This window comes from Streptococcus sp. 1343, assembly GCF_013277355.1.
Taxonomy (GTDB): domain Bacteria; phylum Bacillota; class Bacilli; order Lactobacillales; family Streptococcaceae; genus Streptococcus; species Streptococcus pseudopneumoniae.
Window position 1 is genome coordinate 21,099 of the sequence record NZ_VMMT01000011.1, and the last position, 18,296, is coordinate 39,394.

The following is an 18,296-nucleotide window of genomic DNA, read 5'->3' on the forward strand; positions in this document are numbered from 1 at the left end:
GATTTTCATTGAGTATCAGATGAATTTCTTGGTTGTGGCTAAAAAATATGCTACACTATCAATATGAAAATTTTAATCCCAACAGCAAAAGAAATGAACACAGACTTGCCGAGTATCGAGGCAACTCCTTTAAAACCAGAAAGTCAGGCCGTGTTGGATGCCTTGGCCCTCTATTCTGCTAGTCAATTGGAGAGTTTTTATAAGGTATCAGCTGAGAAGGCGGCGGAAGAATTTCAAAATATCCAAGCTTTGAAAAGGCAAACTGCTCAACACTACCCAGCTCTGAAACTTTTTGATGGGCTCATGTACCGCCATATCAAGAGAGATAAGTTGACCGAAGTAGAACAAGCCTATCTTGAAAATCATGTCTTCATTACCTCGACCTTGTACGGAGTCGTTCCAGCCTTGTCACCTATGGCTCCTCACCGTTTGGACTTTTTGATGAAGTTAAAAGTCGCTGGTAAGACTTTGAAGAGCCATTGGAAGGCAGCCTATGATGAAGCTCTGAAGCAGGAAGAAGTGATTTTCTCTCTCTTGTCATCAGAATTTGAGACTGTATTTTCTAAGGAAATTAGAGAAAAAATGGTGACCTTCAAATTCATGGAGGATAGAGGTGGTCAGCTGAAGATTCACTCAACCATTTCCAAGAAAGCGCGTGGTGCCTTCCTGACAGCCCTGATAGAAAATCAAGTGCAGACGGTTGAGGAAGCTCGTCGCTTAAGCTTTGCAGGATTTACCTACCGAGAAGATCTGTCCCAGCCACAGGAATTGGTTTTTGTTAAGGAAGTATAGAAATCAGATATTTTGTATTTGGCAATATGTATCATCAGCTATTTTAGTTTATAAATGAGAAAAAAAGCGAACAAGCTAGTCTTCTGAGTGTCAGAAAAGTAGTCTTGTTCGCTTTTATTATGTTAGTTACTTGATCGCATTGACCAAGTCTTCCGCTTGTTTTTCAAGTGAGTTTAGGACTGTTTCTTCAAGAACCAATTTTCCGTCTGCCCAAGCAGAGTCATTGACACGTGCAGCAGTGAAATCACCAACGATTTGTGTACGGATAAATGGCAAGAGGTCTTTGTAAATAGCGAAAAGTTGATCGTGACCGGCATTGGCTACAGATGATACGGTGACAAACTTGTCTTGAAGGGCAGAAGCGCCACGTGTATCAGACAAGTCAAGGGCGCGAGATAGCCAGTCAAGCAAGTTTTTTACTGTTCCAGGGATAGAGAAGTTGTAGACTGGAGAGAAGATCCAGATAGCATCCGCAGCGAGAACCGCTTCACGAGCAGTAGCTACAGCTGGATGAGTTGGAACTTCCAAATCTTGGCTGAAGAGAGGAAGGGCTGAATAATCAAGGTAGCTAACTTCCGCTTTACCAGCAAGTGCTTTCTCAGCTTCGAGCGCCATTTGGTGGTTGAAAGAACCTTGGCGTAGTGATCCGACGATAAATAATACTTTTTTAGACATGATGTGTCTCCTTTTTCTTAAATTTACGAGAATTTTCTCGTTGTTATAAAATATATTACAACAAAGCAAAACAACTTGCAAGAAATTTGCTCAGAGTTTATTTGAAAATTGTAAAATTTCGGAAACTCTAGTCATTTGTGACTGAAAAAGTAAGAACTGTTTCACTTTCAAAATCGGTTTTGTTTGAAGGAAGAAATAAAGTGCGATTGTTCTTGCATTCACTTGTAATAAAGCCCAATAGATGGTAAAATAGACGAGTGAAAAAAAGACAAAAAAAAGCAAAAAATAATCTACTGTGGCAGTATGGTCTAGGGATGACGATTTTGTTTGTGGTTATCAGTGCTTCCTTTCTGTATCTAGTGTTTCTGAGTATGAAACCTTATCAAACAGCTAAAAGTGAAGGAGAAAAATTAGCTCAGCAGTATGCAGGATTAGAGCAGGCTGATCAGGTTGACTTATACAATGGCTTGGAATCCTATTATAGCGTTCTTGGCCGTAATAAAAAACAAGAAGCACTTGCTGTCCTGATTGGAAAAGATGACCACAATATTTACGTTTATCAGCTAAATCAAGGTGTTTCACAAGAAAAAGCAGAAGCTGTTTCGAAGGAAAAAGGAGATGGCGAGATTGACAAGATTACCTTTGGCCGTTATCAAGACAAACCAATCTGGGAAGTCAAGTCAGGCTCTGATTTTTATCTAGTAGATTTTGAAACAGGAGTATTGGTCAATAAGGAGGGCCTATGAAACTATCCAACCGTGTTTTAGAAATGGAAGAAAGTGTGACCTTGGCTGCTGGAGCTCGTGCCAAAGCACTCAAGTCTGAGGGAAGAGATATCCTGTCTCTAACCTTGGGTGAGCCAGATTTCACTACTCCAAAAAATATCCAAGATGCCGCCATTGCATCGATTCGAGATGGGCGTGCTTCTTTTTATACAGTAACCTCAGGCCTGCCAGAGCTCAAGGCAGCGGTCAATACTTACTTTGAACGCTTTTACGGCTATTCTGTAGCGCCAAATCAAGTGACAGTCGCTGCTGGAGCCAAATATTCTCTCTATACCTTCTTTATGGCTGTGGTCAATCCAGGTGATGAAGTTATCATCCCAACCCCCTACTGGGTAAGCTATGGAGACCAGGTCAAGATGGCAGAAGGTGTGCCAGTCTTTGTTCCTGCTAAGGAAGATAATCACTTTAAGGTGACCGTAGAGCAGTTAGAAGCAGCTCGCACAGACAAGACCAAGGTTTTGGTGCTGAATTCGCCATCCAATCCGACAGGTATGATTTACACCCGTGAGGAACTCTTGGCAATCGGAAACTGGGCTGTAGAAAAGGATATTCTCATTCTAGCAGATGATATCTATGGGCGCTTGGTCTATAATGGTCATGAGTTCACACCGATTTCTAGCCTATCTGAGGCAATTCGCAAGCAAACAGTGGTCATCAATGGTGTGTCTAAAATCTATGCCATGACAGGTTGGCGGATTGGCTATGCCGTTGGAGAAGCAAACATTATTGCTGCCATGTCCAAGATTGCAGGTCAAACAACTTCGAATCCGTCAGCAGTAGCCCAGTATGCAGCAGTTGAGGCTCTATCAGGTGAGCAAGATACTGTAGAAAGCATGCGTCAGGCTTTTGAGGAACGTCTCAATACCATCTATCCCCTTCTTGCTGAGGTGCCAGGATTTGAAGTGCTCAAACCGCAAGGAGCTTTCTATCTCTTCCCAAATGTCAAAAAAGCTATGGAGATGAAAGGCTATACAGATGTGACAGATTTTACAACCGCTATCCTAGAAGAAGCCGAAGTGGCCTTGGTAACAGGAGCAGGATTCGGAGCACCAGAAAATGTCCGCCTCAGCTATGCGACAGACCTAGACACGCTTAAAGAAGCAGTTAAACGCTTGAAAGCATTTATGGGTAGTGAGAATGATTGATCATTTTGAGATTAAGGTAAAGGATTTACAAATTTCAGAAGGATTTTATAAGAGTTTTCTCGCTCCTTTGGGCTATAAATTGGCTTTTAAGACTAGTTCTCTAATCAGTTTTCTTGCCCCGAACAGCCCTCATCCTGGTGGTGATTTTTGGCTGGCTCAGGGGACACAAGATCCTATTCACTTTGCTTTTTTAGCAGAAAATAAGGAAGAAGTTCAGGCTTGTTATGAGGCTGGTTTAGAGGCAGGTGGGCGAGACAATGGGGCTCCTGATTATCGCAGTGAGCATCCGATTTACTACGCTGCTTTTGTGATTGACCCAGATGGGAACAATATAGAAGTGGTTTGCCATAAAGAATAAAAAAGAAAAAGGAAAAATAATGACAAAACGTGTAACGATTATTGATGTAAAAGACTATGTTGGTCAGGAAGTGACGATTGGCGCTTGGGTTGCCAACAAATCAGGAAAAGGGAAAATTGCCTTCTTGCAATTGCGTGATGGAACAGCCTTCTTCCAAGGTGTGGCTTTTAAACCAAACTTTGTCGAAAAATTTGGTGAAGAAGTAGGACTTGAGAAGTTTGATGTCATCAAACGCTTGAGCCAAGAAACGTCTGTTTATGTGACAGGTATTGTCAAAGAGGACGAACGTTCTAAATTTGGCTATGAGTTGGACATCACAGACATCGAAGTGATCGGTGAATCTCAAGACTACCCAATCACACCAAAAGAACACGGTACAGACTTTTTGATGGACAACCGTCACTTGTGGCTCCGTTCTCGTAAGCAGGTGGCCGTGATGCAAATCCGTAACGCTATTATCCATGCAACTTATGAGTTCTTTGACAAGAACGGTTTCATGAAATTTGACAGCCCAATTCTTTCAGGAAATGCGGCAGAAGATTCAACAGAACTCTTTGAAACGGACTACTTCGGAACGCCAGCCTACTTGAGCCAATCAGGTCAGCTTTACCTAGAAGCAGGTGCTATGGCTCTTGGTCGTGTCTTTGACTTTGGTCCAGTTTTCCGTGCTGAAAAATCAAAAACGCGCCGTCACTTGACCGAGTTCTGGATGATGGATGCAGAGTACTCATACTTGACACATGATGAGTCGCTTGACTTGCAAGAAGCTTATGTGAAAGCTCTTCTACAAGGTGTTCTTGACCGTGCGCCTCAAGCCTTGGAAACCTTGGAACGTGATACAGAGCTCTTGAAACGCTACATTGCAGAGCCATTCAAACGTATCACTTACGATCAAGCCATTGACCTCTTGCAAGAACATGAGAATGATGAAGACGCTGACTACGAACATCTTGAGCATGGTGATGACTTTGGTTCACCACATGAAACTTGGATTTCAAACCACTTTGGTGTGCCAACTTTTGTCACGAACTACCCAGCAGCCATCAAGGCCTTCTATATGAAACCAGTTCCTGGAAATCCAGAGCGCGTGCTTTGTGCAGACTTGCTTGCTCCAGAAGGTTACGGAGAAATCATCGGTGGTTCTATGCGTGAGGAAGACTATGATTCCCTTGTCGCTAAGATGGATGAACTTGGCATGGACCGTACAGAGTATGAATTCTACCTTGACCTTCGTAAATACGGTACAGTTCCACACGGTGGATTTGGTATCGGTATCGAGCGTATGGTAACCTTCGCAGCAGGAACAAAACATATCCGTGAAGCCATTCCATTCCCACGTATGTTACACCGTATTAAACCATAAGAACAGGAAAACGCCCATGTGGCGTTTTTTTCGAATTCCAGAGTTTTTACTTGCGTAAAAAAATTTTTTCTAGTATAATAGTTTATTGTGAGCGAACCTCACTTACCCCTTGCAAAGTCTTGGGGTCATTAGACCAAAAGGAGGAACATATCAATGGCTAAATACGAAATTCTTTATATCATTCGTCCAAACATTGAAGAAGAAGCTAAAAACGCTTTGGTAGCACGTTTTGACTCTATTTTGACTGACAACGGTGCAACTGTTGTTGAATCAAAAACTTGGGAAAAACGTCGTCTTGCATACGAAATCCAAGATTTCCGTGAAGGACTTTACCACATCGTTAACGTTGAAGCAAACGACGATGCAGCTCTTAAAGAGTTTGACCGTCTTTCAAAAATCAACGCTGACATTCTTCGTCACATGATCGTCAAAATTGACGCGTAAGAAGGTAAACTATGATTAACAATGTTGTACTTGTAGGGCGTATGACACGTGACGCTGAGTTGCGTTATACCCCATCAAATGTAGCAGTTGCGACTTTTACTCTTGCAGTAAACCGTACATTTAAGAGTCAAAATGGCGAACGTGAGGCTGATTTTATCAATGTCGTTATGTGGCGCCAACAGGCTGAAAACCTTGCTAACTGGGCTAAAAAAGGCTCACTTATCGGGGTGACAGGTCGTATCCAGACTCGTAGTTACGATAACCAGCAAGGACAACGTGTCTACGTGACAGAGGTCGTGGCTGAGAATTTCCAAATGTTGGAAAGCCGTAGTGTGCGTGAGGGTCACACAGGTGGAGCTTATTCTGCACCAACTGCAAACTATTCAGCGCCTACAAATTCAGTACCAGACTTTTCACGTGATGAAAATCCATTTGGAGCAACAAACCCATTGGATATTTCAGATGATGATTTACCATTCTAATGGACAACTAAAATTATAAAGGAGAAAAAACATGGCTCAACAACGTCGTGGCGGATTCAAACGCCGTAAAAAAGTTGATTACATCGCAGCAAACAAAATTGAATATGTTGATTACAAAGATACTGAGCTTCTTAGCCGTTTCGTTTCAGAACGTGGGAAAATCCTTCCTCGTCGTGTAACAGGAACTTCAGCTAAAAACCAACGTAAAGTAACAACAGCTATCAAACGCGCTCGCGTAATGGCTTTGATGCCTTTCGTAAACGAAGATTAAAGAAAAGACCCGGTTGGGTCTTTTTTTCACGAGCCTTGAAATGAGAGAGCGAGTTGAGGTTCAGTGGACCTCTTTTTCAGACCCGGTTGGGTCTTTTTTCACAAGTTTTGACATGAGAGAGCGAGTTAGGTTCAGTGGACCTCTTTTTCATGAGCTTGAAAACAAGAAAGCGAATTAAGACCCCGACGGGTCTTTTTTCACGAGCCTTGAAATGAAAGAGCGAGTTAGGTTCAGTGGACCTCTTTTTCATGAGCTTGAAAACAAGAAAGCGAATTAAGACCCCGACGGGTCTTTTTTTCACGAGCTTTGAAATGAGAGAGCGAGTTGAGGTCCAGTGGACCTCTTTTTCATGAGCTTGGAAACAAGAATGCGAATTAAGACCCCGACGGGTCTTTTTTCACGAGATAGTTTTTTTCTGACCTTGGCGTGCTATAATAGTAATAGAAAGAGTAAAGGTGGGTAAGTCAAAGATGAATTGTACGATTAGAAATATGATTAAGTCTGATATTGAATCCTTATCTCATGGCTTTATGAATCAAGGTTGGCCTGGTAGAGAGGAAATTTTGGCTAGATATTTTCTGGAACAGGAAAGTGGGGAGAGAGAAGTCTTAGTTGCAGAGATTGATGGTGCTGTAGCGGGCTACGTTACCATTTTACCTTTGGCTAAACATGGTCCTTTTGCAGAAGTCTATCCAGAATTATCAGATTTTAATGTGTTTGAGCCTTTTAGAAATCAAGGGATTGGGAATCAATTGCTAGAAGAAGCAGAAAAACGAGTCAAGTTTGTTTCGAGTAAGGTCACTCTTGGTGTAGGTTTGCACTTAGGCTATGGCCCTGCCCAGAGATTGTATATCAGACGGGGCTACATTACAGATGGGACAGGTGTCTGGTATCGAAATCAACCCTTGGAAATGAATGCTACTATTCAAAATAATGATGATTTAGTTCTGTACTTATCCAAGAAGTTCGAATAAGAGATAGCGAATTTCTTTGAAAATAGGGGATTTAGCTACTTTATGGTATAATGGAAAGAGTTAGATTGAAAGAGGTAGTGAGATGGATGCGAAATTAAGATACAAGGCAAAGAAGATTAAAATCGTCTTTTTTGATATTGATGATACATTGCGGAATTCAAAGACAGGTTTTATTCCGGCTTCAATCCCAGCTGTTTTTAAGCAATTACGTGAGAAAGGAATTTTGACAGGTATTGCTTCTGGACGAGGGATTTTTGGTGTCGTGCCAGAAATTCGTGAACTCAAGCCTGACTTTTTTGTAACCTTAAATGGTGCCTATATTGAAGATAAAAAAGGTCAGGTCATTTATCAACATCAGATTGAGAAGTCTGATGTTGAGGAGTATATCTCTTGGGCTAAGCAAGAGGGAATTGAGTATGGTTTGGTTGGGAGTCATGATGCCAAGTTGTCGACTCGCACCGATATGATTAGTGAGGCTATCAATCCAATTTATCCTGATTTAGATGTGGATCCAGATTTCCATGAGAAAGAAGACATCTATCAGATGTGGACTTTTGAAGATAAGGGCGATGACTTACACTTGCCTGACAGTCTCTCAGATAAACTTCGCATGGTTCGTTGGCACCAACATTCGTCTGATATTGTTCCGATTTCAGGCTCCAAAGCGACGGGTGTGGAAAAGGTTGTGGAACACCTTGGCTTGAAACCAGACAACGTTATGGTTTTTGGAGATGGGCTGAATGACTTGGAACTCTTTGATTATGTTGGAATCAGCGTTGCAATGGGAATTTCTCATGATAACATCAAAGAAAAAGCAGATTATATAACAAAAACACTAGAAGAAGATGGCATTTTTGATGCCTTAGAAGGATTTGGTATGGTAGAAAAAGAATTGCATTTCCCACAAGTAGACATTGAAACAGTAGAAGGTCCTCTTGCGACCATTAAGACCAATCACGGAGACTTGCGTATCAAGCTCTTCCCTGAACATGCTCCTAAAACAGTGGCTAACTTTGTTGCACTTTCAAAAGATGGCTACTATGATGGTGTCATTTTCCACCGTATTATCAAGGACTTTATGATTCAAGGTGGAGACCCAACTGGAACTGGTATGGGTGGCGAGTCAATCTACGGCGAATCATTTGAGGATGAATTCTCAGAAGGACTTTACAATATCCGTGGTGCTCTTTCCATGGCCAATGCTGGTCCAAATACCAACGGCAGTCAGTTCTTTATCGTGCAAAATCAACATTTGCCTTATTCTAAGAAAGAAATTGTTCGTGGTGGTTGGCCAGAACCGATTGCGGAAATCTATGCCAACCAAGGAGGAACTCCTCACCTAGACCGCCGTCACACGGTTTTTGGTCAGTTAGCTGATGAAGCATCTTACGCAGTCTTGGATGCCATTGCTGCTGTTGAGACGGGGGCGATGGACAAGCCAGTTGAAGATGTTGTGATTGAAACAATTGAAATCGAGGACTAAGATGAAAATCGGTGATAAGCTAAAGGGTCGTATTACAGGGATTCAGCCCTACGGTGCCTTTGTTGAGCTAGAGACAGGTGATACGGGGCTGATTCATATTTCAGAGATTCGGACAGGCTTTATTGAAAATATCCATGAAGCCTTGAAAGTTGATGAAGAGGTTCAAGTTCAAGTAGTGGATTTAGATGAATTTACAGGGAAAGCAAGTCTTTCTATCCGCACTTTGGAGGAAGAAAAGCACCAGTTTCCGAGACGGAGACGCTTTTCAAGCGACCGTTTTAACTACGGCTTTGCGCCTCTTAAACGAATGATGCCAATTTGGACTAGAGAAGCCTTGCACTATTTAAAAAAGAAGAAGTAGTTTAGAATTTTATATTTTTTGTAATGTTAATATAAATCTGCTATAATAGAACCATGGAAGAAGAACAATTATTAAAATCAGGGGAGCGAATTAACCAGCTCTTCTCAACAGATATCAAAATTATTCAAAATAGAGAGGTTTTTAGCTATTCGGTGGATAGTGTTCTCTTGTCACGCTTTCCACGTTTTCCTAAAAAGGGCTTGATAGTGGATTTCTGCGCTGGGAATGGAGCAGTGGGGCTATTTGCTAGCACTCGTACTCAGGCACAGATTTTGGCTGTTGAGATTCAGGAGCGTTTGGCGGATATGGCTGAGCGCTCTGTCCGTTTGAATGGTTTGGAAGAGCAGATGGAGGTCATCTGTGATGATTTGAAAAATATGCCTGCTTATATCCAGGGAAGTAAGGTGGATATGATTTTGTGTAATCCGCCCTATTTCAAGGTGGATCCTCATTCAAACCTGAACGAGAGTGAACATTATCTCTTGGCGCGACATGAAATCACGACCAATTTGCAGGAAATCTGTCGTAGTGCCCAGAGTATTCTCAAATCTAATGGGCGTTTGGCCATGGTTCATCGTCCTGATCGACTTCTGGATATTTTGGATACGTTACAACGGCATAATCTAGCCCCTAAGCGTCTGCAATTTGTCTATCCAAAAAAGGAAAAGGAAGCCAATATGCTCTTGATTGAAGCTATCAAGGATGGTTCAACAAGTGGCTTTAAGGTCTTACCACCTCTCATTGTTCACAATGATGATGGCTCTTATACGCCGGAACTCGAAGAGATTTATTATGGATTATAAGGCTTATATGTATGTGCTGGAGTGCCGTGACGGATCCTACTATACAGGCTATACGACTGATGTGAAGAGACGCCTCGCTGTCCATAATAGTGGGAAGGGAGCCAAATACACACGAGCACGCTTGCCAGTCAAACTCATCTATGCTCAAGGTTTTGCCAGTAAGGAAGAAGCCATGTCGGCAGAAGCCCTTCTCAAGCGTAAGAAACGACCACAGAAGGAGCAATTTTTATCTGAAAATCAAGATAGAAATTTACTCAGTTATTTTGAAGAATTGTGAGGAGCCCTTTGACTCCTCTTACTTTTGTCAAAAAGCGAAAAAAATGCTACAATAAAGAGAATAAACAAAATGAGGTATTATCATGTATAAGATTCTAGTATTTGGTCACCAAAATCCAGACTCAGATGCCATCGGGTCGTCTGTAGCCTTTGCCTACCTTGCAAAAGAAGCTTACGGTTTGGATACGGAAGCTGTTGCTCTTGGAACTCCAAATGAAGAAACAGCCTTTGTCTTGAACTATTTTGGTGTAGAAGCACCGCGTGTTATTACTTCTGCCAAAGCAGAAGGAGCAGAGCAAGTTATCTTGACTGACCACAATGAATTCCAACAATCTGTATCAGATATCGCTGAAGTAGAAGTTTATGGTGTGGTGGACCACCACCGTGTGGCTAATTTTGAAACTGCAAGCCCACTTTACATGCGTTTGGAGCCAGTTGGTTCAGCGTCTTCAATCGTTTATCGTATGTTCAAAGAACATGGTGTAGCTGTGCCTAAAGAGATTGCTGGTTTGATGCTTTCAGGTTTGATTTCAGATACCCTTCTTTTGAAATCACCAACAACACATCCAACAGATAAGATTATTGCTCCTGAATTGGCTGAATTGGCTGGTGTAAACTTGGAAGAGTATGGCTTGGCTATGCTGAAAGCTGGTACAAACTTGGCTAGCAAATCTGCTGACGAATTGATTGACATCGATGCTAAGACTTTTGAATTGAACGGAAATAATGTCCGTGTTGCCCAAGTAAACACAGTGGACATCGCTGAAGTATTGGAACGCCAAGCAGAAATTGAAGCTGCAATGCAAGCTGCTAACGAAGCAAACGGTTACTCTGACTTTGTCTTGATGATTACAGATATAGTCAACTCAAACTCAGAAATCCTAGCACTTGGTGCTAACATGGATAAGGTTGAAGCAGCCTTCAACTTCAAACTTGAAAACAATCATGCCTTCCTTGCTGGTGCCGTTTCACGTAAGAAACAAGTTGTACCTCAATTGACTGAAAGCTTTAATGCGTAAGATTTTAGGTGTCAGTTCAAAATCGGAAAGTCTAGTTTGCCTTATATCGAAAGGAGTTTCGGCTCCTTTTTTTCTAGGAGTGAAGCATGTTAGCAAATGGCGATTTGATTTTTGTGAGAGATGAGTCAGATATGGGACAGGCCATCCAGACTTCCACAGGCAACTATAACCATGTTGTCATTTATTTGGATGGGATGATTTACCACGCTAGTGGACAGGCTGGTGTTGTCTGTCAAGAACCTGCAGACTTCTTTGAGCCCAATCACTTGTACGACCTCTATGTTTACCCAGAAATGGATATCCAGTCGGTGAAGGAAAAAGCTTGCAAACATCTAGGGGCTCCCTACAATGCTTCTTTCTATCCAGATGGAGCTGGTTTTTACTGTTCCCAGTACATGGCAGAAATTCTCCCCATTTTTGAAACTATTCCCATGAAATTTAGGGATGGGGAGCAGGAGATTAGTGACTTTTGGAGAGAGTATTACAGAGAACTAGGTCTGCCTGTTCCTCTGAACCAAGCTGGTACCAATCCTAGTCAGTTGGCAGCATCGCCTCTGTTAGAATGTAAAGAAAGGAATCTTCATGATTCAGATTTTTAATCCATCTCGTTTGACGAGACAGCCATTTTTTGGAGAATTGATCCGCTATCTGGACCAGCATGATGATGTGATTTTACGGGAAATTAAGGCCAAGTTTCCAGATGTAGCAGTTGACAAACTCATGGAAGAGTATATAAAGGCAGGCTTGATTCTACGGGAAAATAAGCGTTATTACCTCAATCTTCCTATGCTTGAATCACTTGATAGTCTTGAACTGGATCAAGAGATTTTTGTCAGAGAAGCTAGTCCGGTCTATCAAGCCTTGTTGGAGCAGCGTTTTGAGACGGAATTATGCAATCAAACCAATGCAGCTATTTTAGTTGAAAAGACGGACTTTGCAAGATCAAAAATGACCCTGTCCAATTATTTCTACAAGGTCAAACATCAGTATCCTTTGACAGAAAAACAGCAGGAACTTTATGACATTTTAGGAGATGTTAATCCTGAGTATGCCCTCAAATACATGACAACTTTTTTGCTAAAATTTCTCAAAAAAGATCAACTGATGCAGAAACGCCGTGATATCTTTGTGGACAGTTTAGTTGTCCTGGGTTATATAGTCCAAAATGAAGATGGAAAGTATGAGTTGGCTGTCGATTTTGACAAGGAGAGATTAACTTTCTATTTAGTGTGATTGCTTTTTCTGAGCACATTGTTTGACTTTATCTATCGATAAGTTTATACTAATGTAACCGATAACACATATCGGAATAAAACTAAAGGAGACAATCATATGTCACTTGAAAACAAATTGGAACAAGCAACAGGCGCTGTCAAAGAAGGTTTTGGTAAAGTTACTGGAGACAGCAAGACAGAACTTGAAGGAGCTGTTGAAAAAACAGTTGCTAAGGCAAAAGAAGTAGTTGAAGATGCTAAAGGTGCTGTAGAAGGTGCCGTTGAAGGTTTGAAAAACGTTTTTACTAAAGAATAGGAAAAAATCAAGGGTTTCATTTTCCCTTGATTTTTTTTACAATCCTTATAAATAATTTTCTGCTACGACTGCATCTCCAGGATAGGCTTCTTTTTTTCCTTGGACGATTTGGTAGCAATCAGCTCCCTTACCAGCAATAATAACTGCATCTAATTCGTGATTTGTGATAGCCATAGCTGCCTTGATGGCCTCTTGGCGATCCGCAATTTTTTCAACAGGATGATTGATGTAGCTACTGATTTCATCTGCAATGGCCATTGGGTCTTCATAGTTGGGGTCATCAGCAGTCAAAAAGACTTGAATCTCAGGATGTTGATTGAGGAGGAGGCCAAAGTTCTTACGACGACTTTCTCCCTTGTTTCCTGTTGAACCCAGAACCAAAGCAATCTTTCCAGTTTGATGAGTTTCAACCACATTGATGAGTTTTTTCAGACTATCCCCATTGTGGGCGTAGTCGATGAAGACCTTGGCGCCATTTTTCTGGGTGAGGACTTCCATACGACCAGGAACGCGGGTTGCAGCGATGCCTTTTTTGATGTCCTCAAGACTTGCTCCGAGACGGAGACAAGCAAGTCCAGCAGCAACTGCATTTTCTTGGTTGAAGTTGCCAATGAGTTGGATATCATAATCACCAGCGAGTTTACCCGTAGCTGAAAAGCTAAAGGCTTTGGAATTCTCGATTTGATTATTTGATTGGCTACCATAGAAATCATGGTCTTGATTTTCCACTTGTTCTTTCAAGACAGAAAAGTGGTCCATGTCACTGTTAACGATGACTGCTCGGCTATTTTCCATCAAGAGACGTTTGTGGTAGAAGTAGTCTTCAAAGCTAGGGTGTTCAATCGGGCCGATATGGTCTGGGCTGATATTGAGGAAAACTCCCACATCAAAGGTTAGACCATAGACACGTTTGACCAGATAGGCTTGACTGGAGACTTCCATGATGAGGTGGGTACGGTCATTTTGTACAGCTTGATGCATCATATCAAAGAGGTCAATACTCTCAGGAGTTGTCAATGCAGACTTAAAGAAAGTCTTGCCATCTAAAGTCGTATTCATGGTTGACAAGAGGGCGGTTGGGTGGCGTTGAGATAGGATGTTGTAAGCAAAGTAAGCTGCTGTTGTCTTACCCTTGGTTCCAGTAAAGGCAAGGAGTTTGAGTTTTTCCTGTGGATTTCCATAAAATTCCATAGCAATCAGACTCATAGCTTTCTTGATATCGCTGACGATAATGGCAGGAATACCAACCTCATAGTCCTTTTCAGCAACATACCAACCGAGTCCTTGAGAGATGGCAGAAAGCAGAAATACCTTCTTAAAGGCAGCACCCTTGACGAAAAAGAGGCTCTTTTCTTTGGCCTTGCGGCTGTCATAACAGATACTATCAAAAACAACTTCGCTGTAGTTGTAGTGATAATGTCCTTGGTCGATAATCTCACGGAAGAGACCATCTTTCTTTAAAATATCTAATATGGTTTCAATCTTTATCATACTTTCTATTGTAAACCGAAAGTCGCAAATTTACAAGTAACAAGGAAAAGTTTATAATGGAAGATAAGGAGTGTTTCCTAGTTATCAAAATTGAATGAGGAATCTATGTCGCACGAAAACAATCACCAGCAGGCCCAGATGTTACGGGGGACTGCTTGGCTAACGGCTAGTAACTTTATCAGTCGCCTGCTTGGGGCCATCTATATTATCCCTTGGTACATCTGGATGGGGTCTTATGCGGCTACGGCCAATGGTCTCTTTACCATGGGTTACAATATCTATGCTTGGTTCTTGCTGGTTTCAACAGCAGGTATTCCGGTTGCAGTGGCCAAGCAAGTTGCCAAGTACAATACCATGAGAGAAGAGGAGCATAGCTTTGCCCTGATTCGGAGCTTTTTAGGCTTTATGACAGGACTAGGCCTGGTTTTTGCTTTAGTTTTGTATCTCTTTGCTCCTTGGCTAGCAGACTTGTCTGGCGTGGGCAAAGACTTGATCCCAATCATGCAAAGCTTGGCTTGGGGAGTCTTGATTTTCCCGTCTATGAGTGTTATCCGAGGATTTTTCCAAGGGATGAATAATCTCAAACCTTATGCCATGAGCCAAATTGCTGAGCAGGTCATTCGTGTTATCTGGATGCTCCTAGCAACCTTTATCATTATGAAACTTGGTTCAGGAGATTACCTAGTAGCGGTTACCCAATCCACCTTTGCTGCCTTTGTCGGCATGGTAGCTAGTTTTGCAGTTTTGATTTATTTCCTTGCTCAAGAAGGCTTACTCAAAAGAGTCCTTGAAACAGGAGATAAGATTAACAGCAAGCATCTTTTGATCGATACCATTAAGGAAGCCATTCCTTTTATCTTGACAGGGTCTGCCATCCAGCTCTTCCAGATTTTGGACCAGCTGACCTTTATCAATAGTATGAGCTGGTTTACCAACTACAGCAATGAGGACTTGGTTATCATGTTTTCTTATTTCTCAGCCAATCCTAATAAAATCACGATGATTTTGATTTCTGTTGGGGTTTCTATTGGGAGTGTAGGCTTGCCACTTTTGACTGAAAACTATATCAAGGGAGACTTGAAGGCAGCTTCTCGTCTCGTTCAGGACAGTCTCACCCTACTCTTTATGTTTCTGCTACCAGCAACGGTTGGAGTGGTCATGGTAGGAGAACCTCTTTATACAGTCTTTTATGGCAAGCCAGATAGTTTGGCCATGGGCTTGTTTGTCTTTGCAGTTTTGCAGTCTATTATTTTAGGCTTGTACATGGTCTTGTCTCCAATGCTTCAGGCTATGTTCCGCAACCGTAAGGCCGTTCTCTATTTTATCTATGGTTCTATTGCCAAGCTGGTCTTGCAACTGCCTACCATCGCCCTTTTCCACAGTTATGGTCCCTTGATTTCAACAACCATCGCTCTTATCATTCCTAACGTCTTGATGTATCGGGATATTTGTAAAGTAACGGGTGTTAAGCGCAAGGTGATTGTGAAGCGAATCATTTTAATCAGTTTGCTGACCCTAGTCATGTTTCTGTTAATAGGAACCATCCAGTGGCTGTTAGAATTTTTCTTCCAACCAAGTGGACGTTTGTGGAGCTTCTTTTATGTAGCTCTTGTCGGTGCCATGGGGGGTGGACTCTACGGATTCATGAGTCTCTATACTCGTCTCTTAGATAAGGTTATTGGACAGGCCAAAGCTGCCCAGTTGCGAGCAAAATTTAAGTTTTCTTAAGATAGCATTTATAAATAAAAGGAATAAGTTGAACAATCTTTTAGGAGAACTTGAAACTTATTCCTTTTTTTAGCGTCAAAACAGCTAAAATTATCTTTTAAGAGTAGAAGATGAGGCCTTTTTCGATTTTTTTGGACAAAATCATTGACTAAACAAACTAAACGTTGTATAATAAAACAGATCTTTAAATCAGGAGGTTCTGGAAATGAAAAAGTCTAAGAGCAAATATCTAACCTTGGCAGGTCTTGTCCTGGGTACAGGAATTTTATTGAGCGCGTGTGGAAATTCTAGCACAGGATCAAAAACCTATAACTATGTTTATTCAAGTGATCCATCTAGTTTGAACTATCTAGCAGAAAACCGCGCAACAACAAATGATATTGTGACCAACCTGGTAGATGGTCTCATGGAAAATGACCAATATGGGAACTATGTGCCATCCTTGGCAGAGGATTGGAGTGTTTCTAAGGACGGTTTGACCTATACCTACAAACTTCGTAAGGATGCCAAGTGGTTTACTTCTGAGGGAGAAGAATATGCTCCTGTAACTGCCCAAGATTTTGTGACAGGTTTGCAATATGCGGCTGATAAAAAATCAGAAGCCTTGTATCTAGTGCAGGACTCTGTTGCAGGTTTGGATGACTATATCACTGGTAAAACAAGCGACTTTTCAACTGTCGGTGTCAAGGCTCTTGATGACCAAACGGTTCAATACACCTTGGCTCGACCAGAACCTTACTGGAACTCAAAAACGACATCAACCATTCTTTTCCCAGTCAATGCGGATTTCCTAAAATCAAAAGGGGATGATTTTGGCAAGGTAGACCCTGCTAATATTTTGTACAGTGGACCTTTCTTGATGAAAGCTTTTGTTTCAAAATCTGTCATCGAATACAAGAAAAATCCTAACTACTGGGATGCTAAAAATGTCTTTGTAGATGATGTTAAATTGACCTACTATGATGGTAGTGACCAAGATGCTCTTGTTCGTAACTTTACAGACGGAGCCTATAGCTACGCTCGTCTCTATCCAAATAGTTCAAGTTTTGAAGGGATTAAAGAAAAATACAAAGATGATATCATCTACAGTATGCAGACTGCTACGTCTTATTACTGGAATTTTAACCTAGATAGACAAGCTTATAAATTTACTTCTAAGACGACCGACATTGAAAAGAAATCAGCTCAGGAAGCAGTTCTTAATAAAAACTTCCGTCAAGCTATTAACTTTGCCTATGATCGTACAGCCTATGGGGCTCAAACTCAGGGAGAAGACGGAGCGACTAAGATTTTGCGTAACTTGGTTGTTCCTCCAACCTTTGTAAGTATCAAGGGAAAAGACTTTGGTGAAGTAGTAGCCTCTAAGATGGTCAATTATGGTAAGGAATGGCAAGGTATCAACTTTGCGGATGGTCAAGACCCTTATTACAATCCTGAGAAAGCCAAGGCTAAATTTGCTGAGGCCAAGAAAGAGCTAGAAGCTAAGGGAGTTCAATTCCCTATTCATTTGGATGCGACAGTTGACCAAGCTTCTAAGAAGGGGATTCAAGAAGTAAGCTCTATGAAGCAATCTATTGAAGCAGCTTTAGGTACGGAGAACGTCGTTATTGATATCCAACAGTTATCAACAGAGGACTATCATAACTCAAGTTACTTTGCTCAAACAGCAGCTCAAAAAGATTATGACCTTTACAATGGTGGTTGGGGTCCTGACTACTTAGATCCATCAACCTATCTTGATATCTTTAGTGTCAAGAATGGTGGGGTTCTACAAAATCTTGGACTCGAGCCTGGTGAAGCCAACGACAAGGCTAAGGCAGTTGGACTTGACACTTATACTCAAATGTTGGAAGAGGCTAATAAGGAGCAAGACCCAGCCAAACGTTATGAAAAATATGCTGATATTCAAGCATGGTTGATAGATAGTTCTCTAGCGATTCCAAATGTTTCATTGGGTGGAACACCTGGCTTGAGAAAAACAGTTCCTTTCTCAGCACCTTATTCATTGGCTGGTAATAAAGGGGTCGAATCATTTAAGTACCTCAAAGTACAGGATAAGATTGTCACAACAGACGAATATGCAAAAGCCAGAGAAAAATGGCTGAAAGAAAAAGAAGAATCTAATAAAAAAGCCCAAGAAGAATTGGCAAAACATGTCAAATAAGGATTTTTCAAGAAAAACGATGGTTTCGAAGGAAGCTGTCGTTTTTTAATAGAATGATAGTAAATTTGGAAGAAAAATCTCACATTTTTTTCTTTGTTTCTTGAGTTTATGTTATAATGAATATAACATAAATGTGAGACGCTATTTTCGAA

The 18,296-nt window shown here is 41.4% G+C and carries 21 protein-coding genes; 19 read left to right on the top strand and 2 right to left on the bottom strand.

Going from position 1 to position 18,296, the window contains the following annotated elements:
* The first annotated feature begins 63 nt into the window (after nucleotides 1–63).
* Nucleotides 64–792, top strand: coding sequence for a peroxide stress protein YaaA (gene yaaA / locus HT709_RS01615; protein ID WP_138700385.1), 729 nt, complete (start codon nucleotides 64–66; stop codon nucleotides 790–792).
* Between the two features lie 126 nt (nucleotides 793–918).
* On the opposite strand, the gene HT709_RS01620 is transcribed toward yaaA, so the two are convergent.
* On the bottom strand, nucleotides 919–1,467 hold the full coding sequence (locus HT709_RS01620) for an NADPH-dependent FMN reductase (RefSeq protein WP_000039623.1): 549 nt from the start codon (nucleotides 1,465–1,467) through the stop codon (nucleotides 919–921).
* A 257-nt stretch (nucleotides 1,468–1,724) separates the two neighbouring features.
* Between HT709_RS01620 and HT709_RS01625 the strand changes: the two genes are divergently transcribed.
* The 16 genes from HT709_RS01625 to HT709_RS01700 all read left to right on the top strand — a co-directional run bounded on the left by HT709_RS01625 (nucleotide 1,725) and on the right by HT709_RS01700 (nucleotide 12,761).
* Entirely contained in the window at nucleotides 1,725–2,213 is a 489-nt protein-coding gene (locus HT709_RS01625; protein WP_172925446.1) for a DUF5590 domain-containing protein, read from the top strand.
* Nucleotides 2,210–3,397, top strand: a complete 1,188-nt coding sequence (locus tag HT709_RS01630) for a pyridoxal phosphate-dependent aminotransferase (RefSeq protein ID WP_000777796.1) — start codon at nucleotides 2,210–2,212, stop codon at nucleotides 3,395–3,397. The genes HT709_RS01625 and HT709_RS01630 overlap by 4 nt, the downstream gene beginning before the upstream one ends.
* On the top strand, nucleotides 3,390–3,755 hold the full coding sequence (locus tag HT709_RS01635) for a VOC family protein (protein ID WP_000565214.1): 366 nt from the start codon (nucleotides 3,390–3,392) through the stop codon (nucleotides 3,753–3,755). The genes HT709_RS01630 and HT709_RS01635 overlap by 8 nt, the downstream gene beginning before the upstream one ends.
* A 16-nt stretch (nucleotides 3,756–3,771) precedes the next feature.
* Nucleotides 3,772–5,118, top strand: coding sequence for an asparagine--tRNA ligase (asnS, locus tag HT709_RS01640; RefSeq protein ID WP_161802379.1), 1,347 nt, complete (start codon nucleotides 3,772–3,774; stop codon nucleotides 5,116–5,118).
* A gap of 153 nt (nucleotides 5,119–5,271) precedes the next feature.
* Complete coding sequence (rpsF, locus tag HT709_RS01645; protein WP_001151785.1) at nucleotides 5,272–5,562, top strand: 30S ribosomal protein S6; 291 nt, start codon at nucleotides 5,272–5,274, stop codon at nucleotides 5,560–5,562.
* Nucleotides 5,563–5,573: 11 nt separating this feature from the next.
* Complete coding sequence (gene ssbA / locus HT709_RS01650; protein ID WP_000609606.1) at nucleotides 5,574–6,044, top strand: single-stranded DNA-binding protein SsbA; 471 nt, start codon at nucleotides 5,574–5,576, stop codon at nucleotides 6,042–6,044.
* A gap of 31 nt (nucleotides 6,045–6,075) precedes the next feature.
* Nucleotides 6,076–6,315, top strand: a complete 240-nt coding sequence (gene rpsR / locus HT709_RS01655) for a 30S ribosomal protein S18 (protein ID WP_000068664.1) — start codon at nucleotides 6,076–6,078, stop codon at nucleotides 6,313–6,315.
* Between the two features lie 470 nt (nucleotides 6,316–6,785).
* Complete coding sequence (locus HT709_RS01660) at nucleotides 6,786–7,289, top strand: GNAT family N-acetyltransferase (protein ID WP_172925447.1); 504 nt, start codon at nucleotides 6,786–6,788, stop codon at nucleotides 7,287–7,289.
* An 82-nt stretch (nucleotides 7,290–7,371) separates the two neighbouring features.
* The gene (locus tag HT709_RS01665; protein WP_100127805.1) at nucleotides 7,372–8,772 is read left to right on the top strand and encodes a bifunctional Cof-type HAD-IIB family hydrolase/peptidylprolyl isomerase; all 1,401 of its coding nucleotides are present in this window, start codon (nucleotides 7,372–7,374) and stop codon (nucleotides 8,770–8,772) included.
* Between the two features lies 1 nt (nucleotide 8,773).
* Nucleotides 8,774–9,133, top strand: a complete 360-nt coding sequence (locus tag HT709_RS01670) for a S1 RNA-binding domain-containing protein (protein ID WP_000689593.1) — start codon at nucleotides 8,774–8,776, stop codon at nucleotides 9,131–9,133.
* 53 nt (nucleotides 9,134–9,186) lie between these two features.
* A complete protein-coding gene (locus HT709_RS01675; RefSeq protein WP_000390770.1) occupies nucleotides 9,187–9,936 on the top strand; it encodes a tRNA1(Val) (adenine(37)-N6)-methyltransferase in 750 nt (249 codons plus the stop codon).
* Entirely contained in the window at nucleotides 9,926–10,213 is a 288-nt protein-coding gene (locus tag HT709_RS01680; RefSeq protein WP_050262129.1) for a GIY-YIG nuclease family protein, read from the top strand. The genes HT709_RS01675 and HT709_RS01680 overlap by 11 nt, the downstream gene beginning before the upstream one ends.
* Before the next feature lie 82 nt (nucleotides 10,214–10,295).
* Complete coding sequence (locus tag HT709_RS01685) at nucleotides 10,296–11,231, top strand: manganese-dependent inorganic pyrophosphatase (RefSeq protein ID WP_023937195.1); 936 nt, start codon at nucleotides 10,296–10,298, stop codon at nucleotides 11,229–11,231.
* Nucleotides 11,232–11,317: 86 nt separating this feature from the next.
* A complete protein-coding gene (locus HT709_RS01690) occupies nucleotides 11,318–11,830 on the top strand; it encodes a YiiX/YebB-like N1pC/P60 family cysteine hydrolase (RefSeq protein WP_023937197.1) in 513 nt (170 codons plus the stop codon).
* Nucleotides 11,814–12,464, top strand: a complete 651-nt coding sequence (locus HT709_RS01695; RefSeq protein ID WP_023937198.1) for a DUF1803 domain-containing protein — start codon at nucleotides 11,814–11,816, stop codon at nucleotides 12,462–12,464. The genes HT709_RS01690 and HT709_RS01695 overlap by 17 nt, the downstream gene beginning before the upstream one ends.
* A 99-nt stretch (nucleotides 12,465–12,563) precedes the next feature.
* Nucleotides 12,564–12,761 carry a CsbD family protein gene (locus tag HT709_RS01700; RefSeq protein WP_000051199.1) on the top strand — a complete coding sequence of 66 codons (198 nt, stop codon included), beginning with the start codon at nucleotides 12,564–12,566 and terminating at the stop codon, nucleotides 12,759–12,761.
* A 45-nt stretch (nucleotides 12,762–12,806) separates the two neighbouring features.
* Here HT709_RS01700 and HT709_RS01705 read toward each other — a convergent pair whose 3' ends face one another.
* Nucleotides 12,807–14,252 carry a UDP-N-acetylmuramoyl-L-alanyl-D-glutamate--L-lysine ligase gene (locus HT709_RS01705; RefSeq protein ID WP_138700381.1) on the bottom strand — a complete coding sequence of 482 codons (1,446 nt, stop codon included), beginning with the start codon at nucleotides 14,250–14,252 and terminating at the stop codon, nucleotides 12,807–12,809.
* 105 nt (nucleotides 14,253–14,357) lie between these two features.
* Between HT709_RS01705 and HT709_RS01710 the strand changes: the two genes are divergently transcribed.
* Entirely contained in the window at nucleotides 14,358–15,980 is a 1,623-nt protein-coding gene (locus HT709_RS01710) for a polysaccharide biosynthesis protein (protein WP_138700380.1), read from the top strand.
* Nucleotides 15,981–16,185: 205 nt separating this feature from the next.
* Complete coding sequence (locus HT709_RS01715) at nucleotides 16,186–18,144, top strand: peptide ABC transporter substrate-binding protein (protein ID WP_138700379.1); 1,959 nt, start codon at nucleotides 16,186–16,188, stop codon at nucleotides 18,142–18,144.
* Nucleotides 18,145–18,296 lie beyond the last annotated feature (152 nt).

What these genes read in the sequence shown, in the direction of transcription:
- rpsR (WP_000068664.1), top strand. Translation starts at nt 6,076, where the DNA reads ATGGCTCAACAACGTCGTGGCGGATTCAAACGCCGTAAAAAAGTTGAT.
- HT709_RS01715 (WP_138700379.1), top strand. Translation starts at nt 16,186, where the DNA reads ATGAAAAAGTCTAAGAGCAAATATCTAACCTTGGCAGGTCTTGTCCTG.
- HT709_RS01670 (WP_000689593.1), top strand. Translation starts at nt 8,774, where the DNA reads ATGAAAATCGGTGATAAGCTAAAGGGTCGTATTACAGGGATTCAGCCC.
- HT709_RS01700 (WP_000051199.1), top strand. Translation starts at nt 12,564, where the DNA reads ATGTCACTTGAAAACAAATTGGAACAAGCAACAGGCGCTGTCAAAGAA.
- yaaA (WP_138700385.1), top strand. Translation starts at nt 64, where the DNA reads ATGAAAATTTTAATCCCAACAGCAAAAGAAATGAACACAGACTTGCCG.
- HT709_RS01675 (WP_000390770.1), top strand. Translation starts at nt 9,187, where the DNA reads ATGGAAGAAGAACAATTATTAAAATCAGGGGAGCGAATTAACCAGCTC.
- HT709_RS01685 (WP_023937195.1), top strand. Translation starts at nt 10,296, where the DNA reads ATGTATAAGATTCTAGTATTTGGTCACCAAAATCCAGACTCAGATGCC.
- HT709_RS01695 (WP_023937198.1), top strand. Translation starts at nt 11,814, where the DNA reads ATGATTCAGATTTTTAATCCATCTCGTTTGACGAGACAGCCATTTTTT.
- HT709_RS01635 (WP_000565214.1), top strand. Translation starts at nt 3,390, where the DNA reads ATGATTGATCATTTTGAGATTAAGGTAAAGGATTTACAAATTTCAGAA.
- ssbA (WP_000609606.1), top strand. Translation starts at nt 5,574, where the DNA reads ATGATTAACAATGTTGTACTTGTAGGGCGTATGACACGTGACGCTGAG.
- HT709_RS01705 (WP_138700381.1), bottom strand. Translation starts at nt 14,252, where the DNA reads ATGATAAAGATTGAAACCATATTAGATATTTTAAAGAAAGATGGTCTC.
- HT709_RS01680 (WP_050262129.1), top strand. Translation starts at nt 9,926, where the DNA reads ATGGATTATAAGGCTTATATGTATGTGCTGGAGTGCCGTGACGGATCC.
- HT709_RS01690 (WP_023937197.1), top strand. Translation starts at nt 11,318, where the DNA reads ATGTTAGCAAATGGCGATTTGATTTTTGTGAGAGATGAGTCAGATATG.
- rpsF (WP_001151785.1), top strand. Translation starts at nt 5,272, where the DNA reads ATGGCTAAATACGAAATTCTTTATATCATTCGTCCAAACATTGAAGAA.
- HT709_RS01620 (WP_000039623.1), bottom strand. Translation starts at nt 1,467, where the DNA reads ATGTCTAAAAAAGTATTATTTATCGTCGGATCACTACGCCAAGGTTCT.
- HT709_RS01665 (WP_100127805.1), top strand. Translation starts at nt 7,372, where the DNA reads ATGGATGCGAAATTAAGATACAAGGCAAAGAAGATTAAAATCGTCTTT.
- HT709_RS01710 (WP_138700380.1), top strand. Translation starts at nt 14,358, where the DNA reads ATGTCGCACGAAAACAATCACCAGCAGGCCCAGATGTTACGGGGGACT.
- HT709_RS01630 (WP_000777796.1), top strand. Translation starts at nt 2,210, where the DNA reads ATGAAACTATCCAACCGTGTTTTAGAAATGGAAGAAAGTGTGACCTTG.
- HT709_RS01660 (WP_172925447.1), top strand. Translation starts at nt 6,786, where the DNA reads ATGAATTGTACGATTAGAAATATGATTAAGTCTGATATTGAATCCTTA.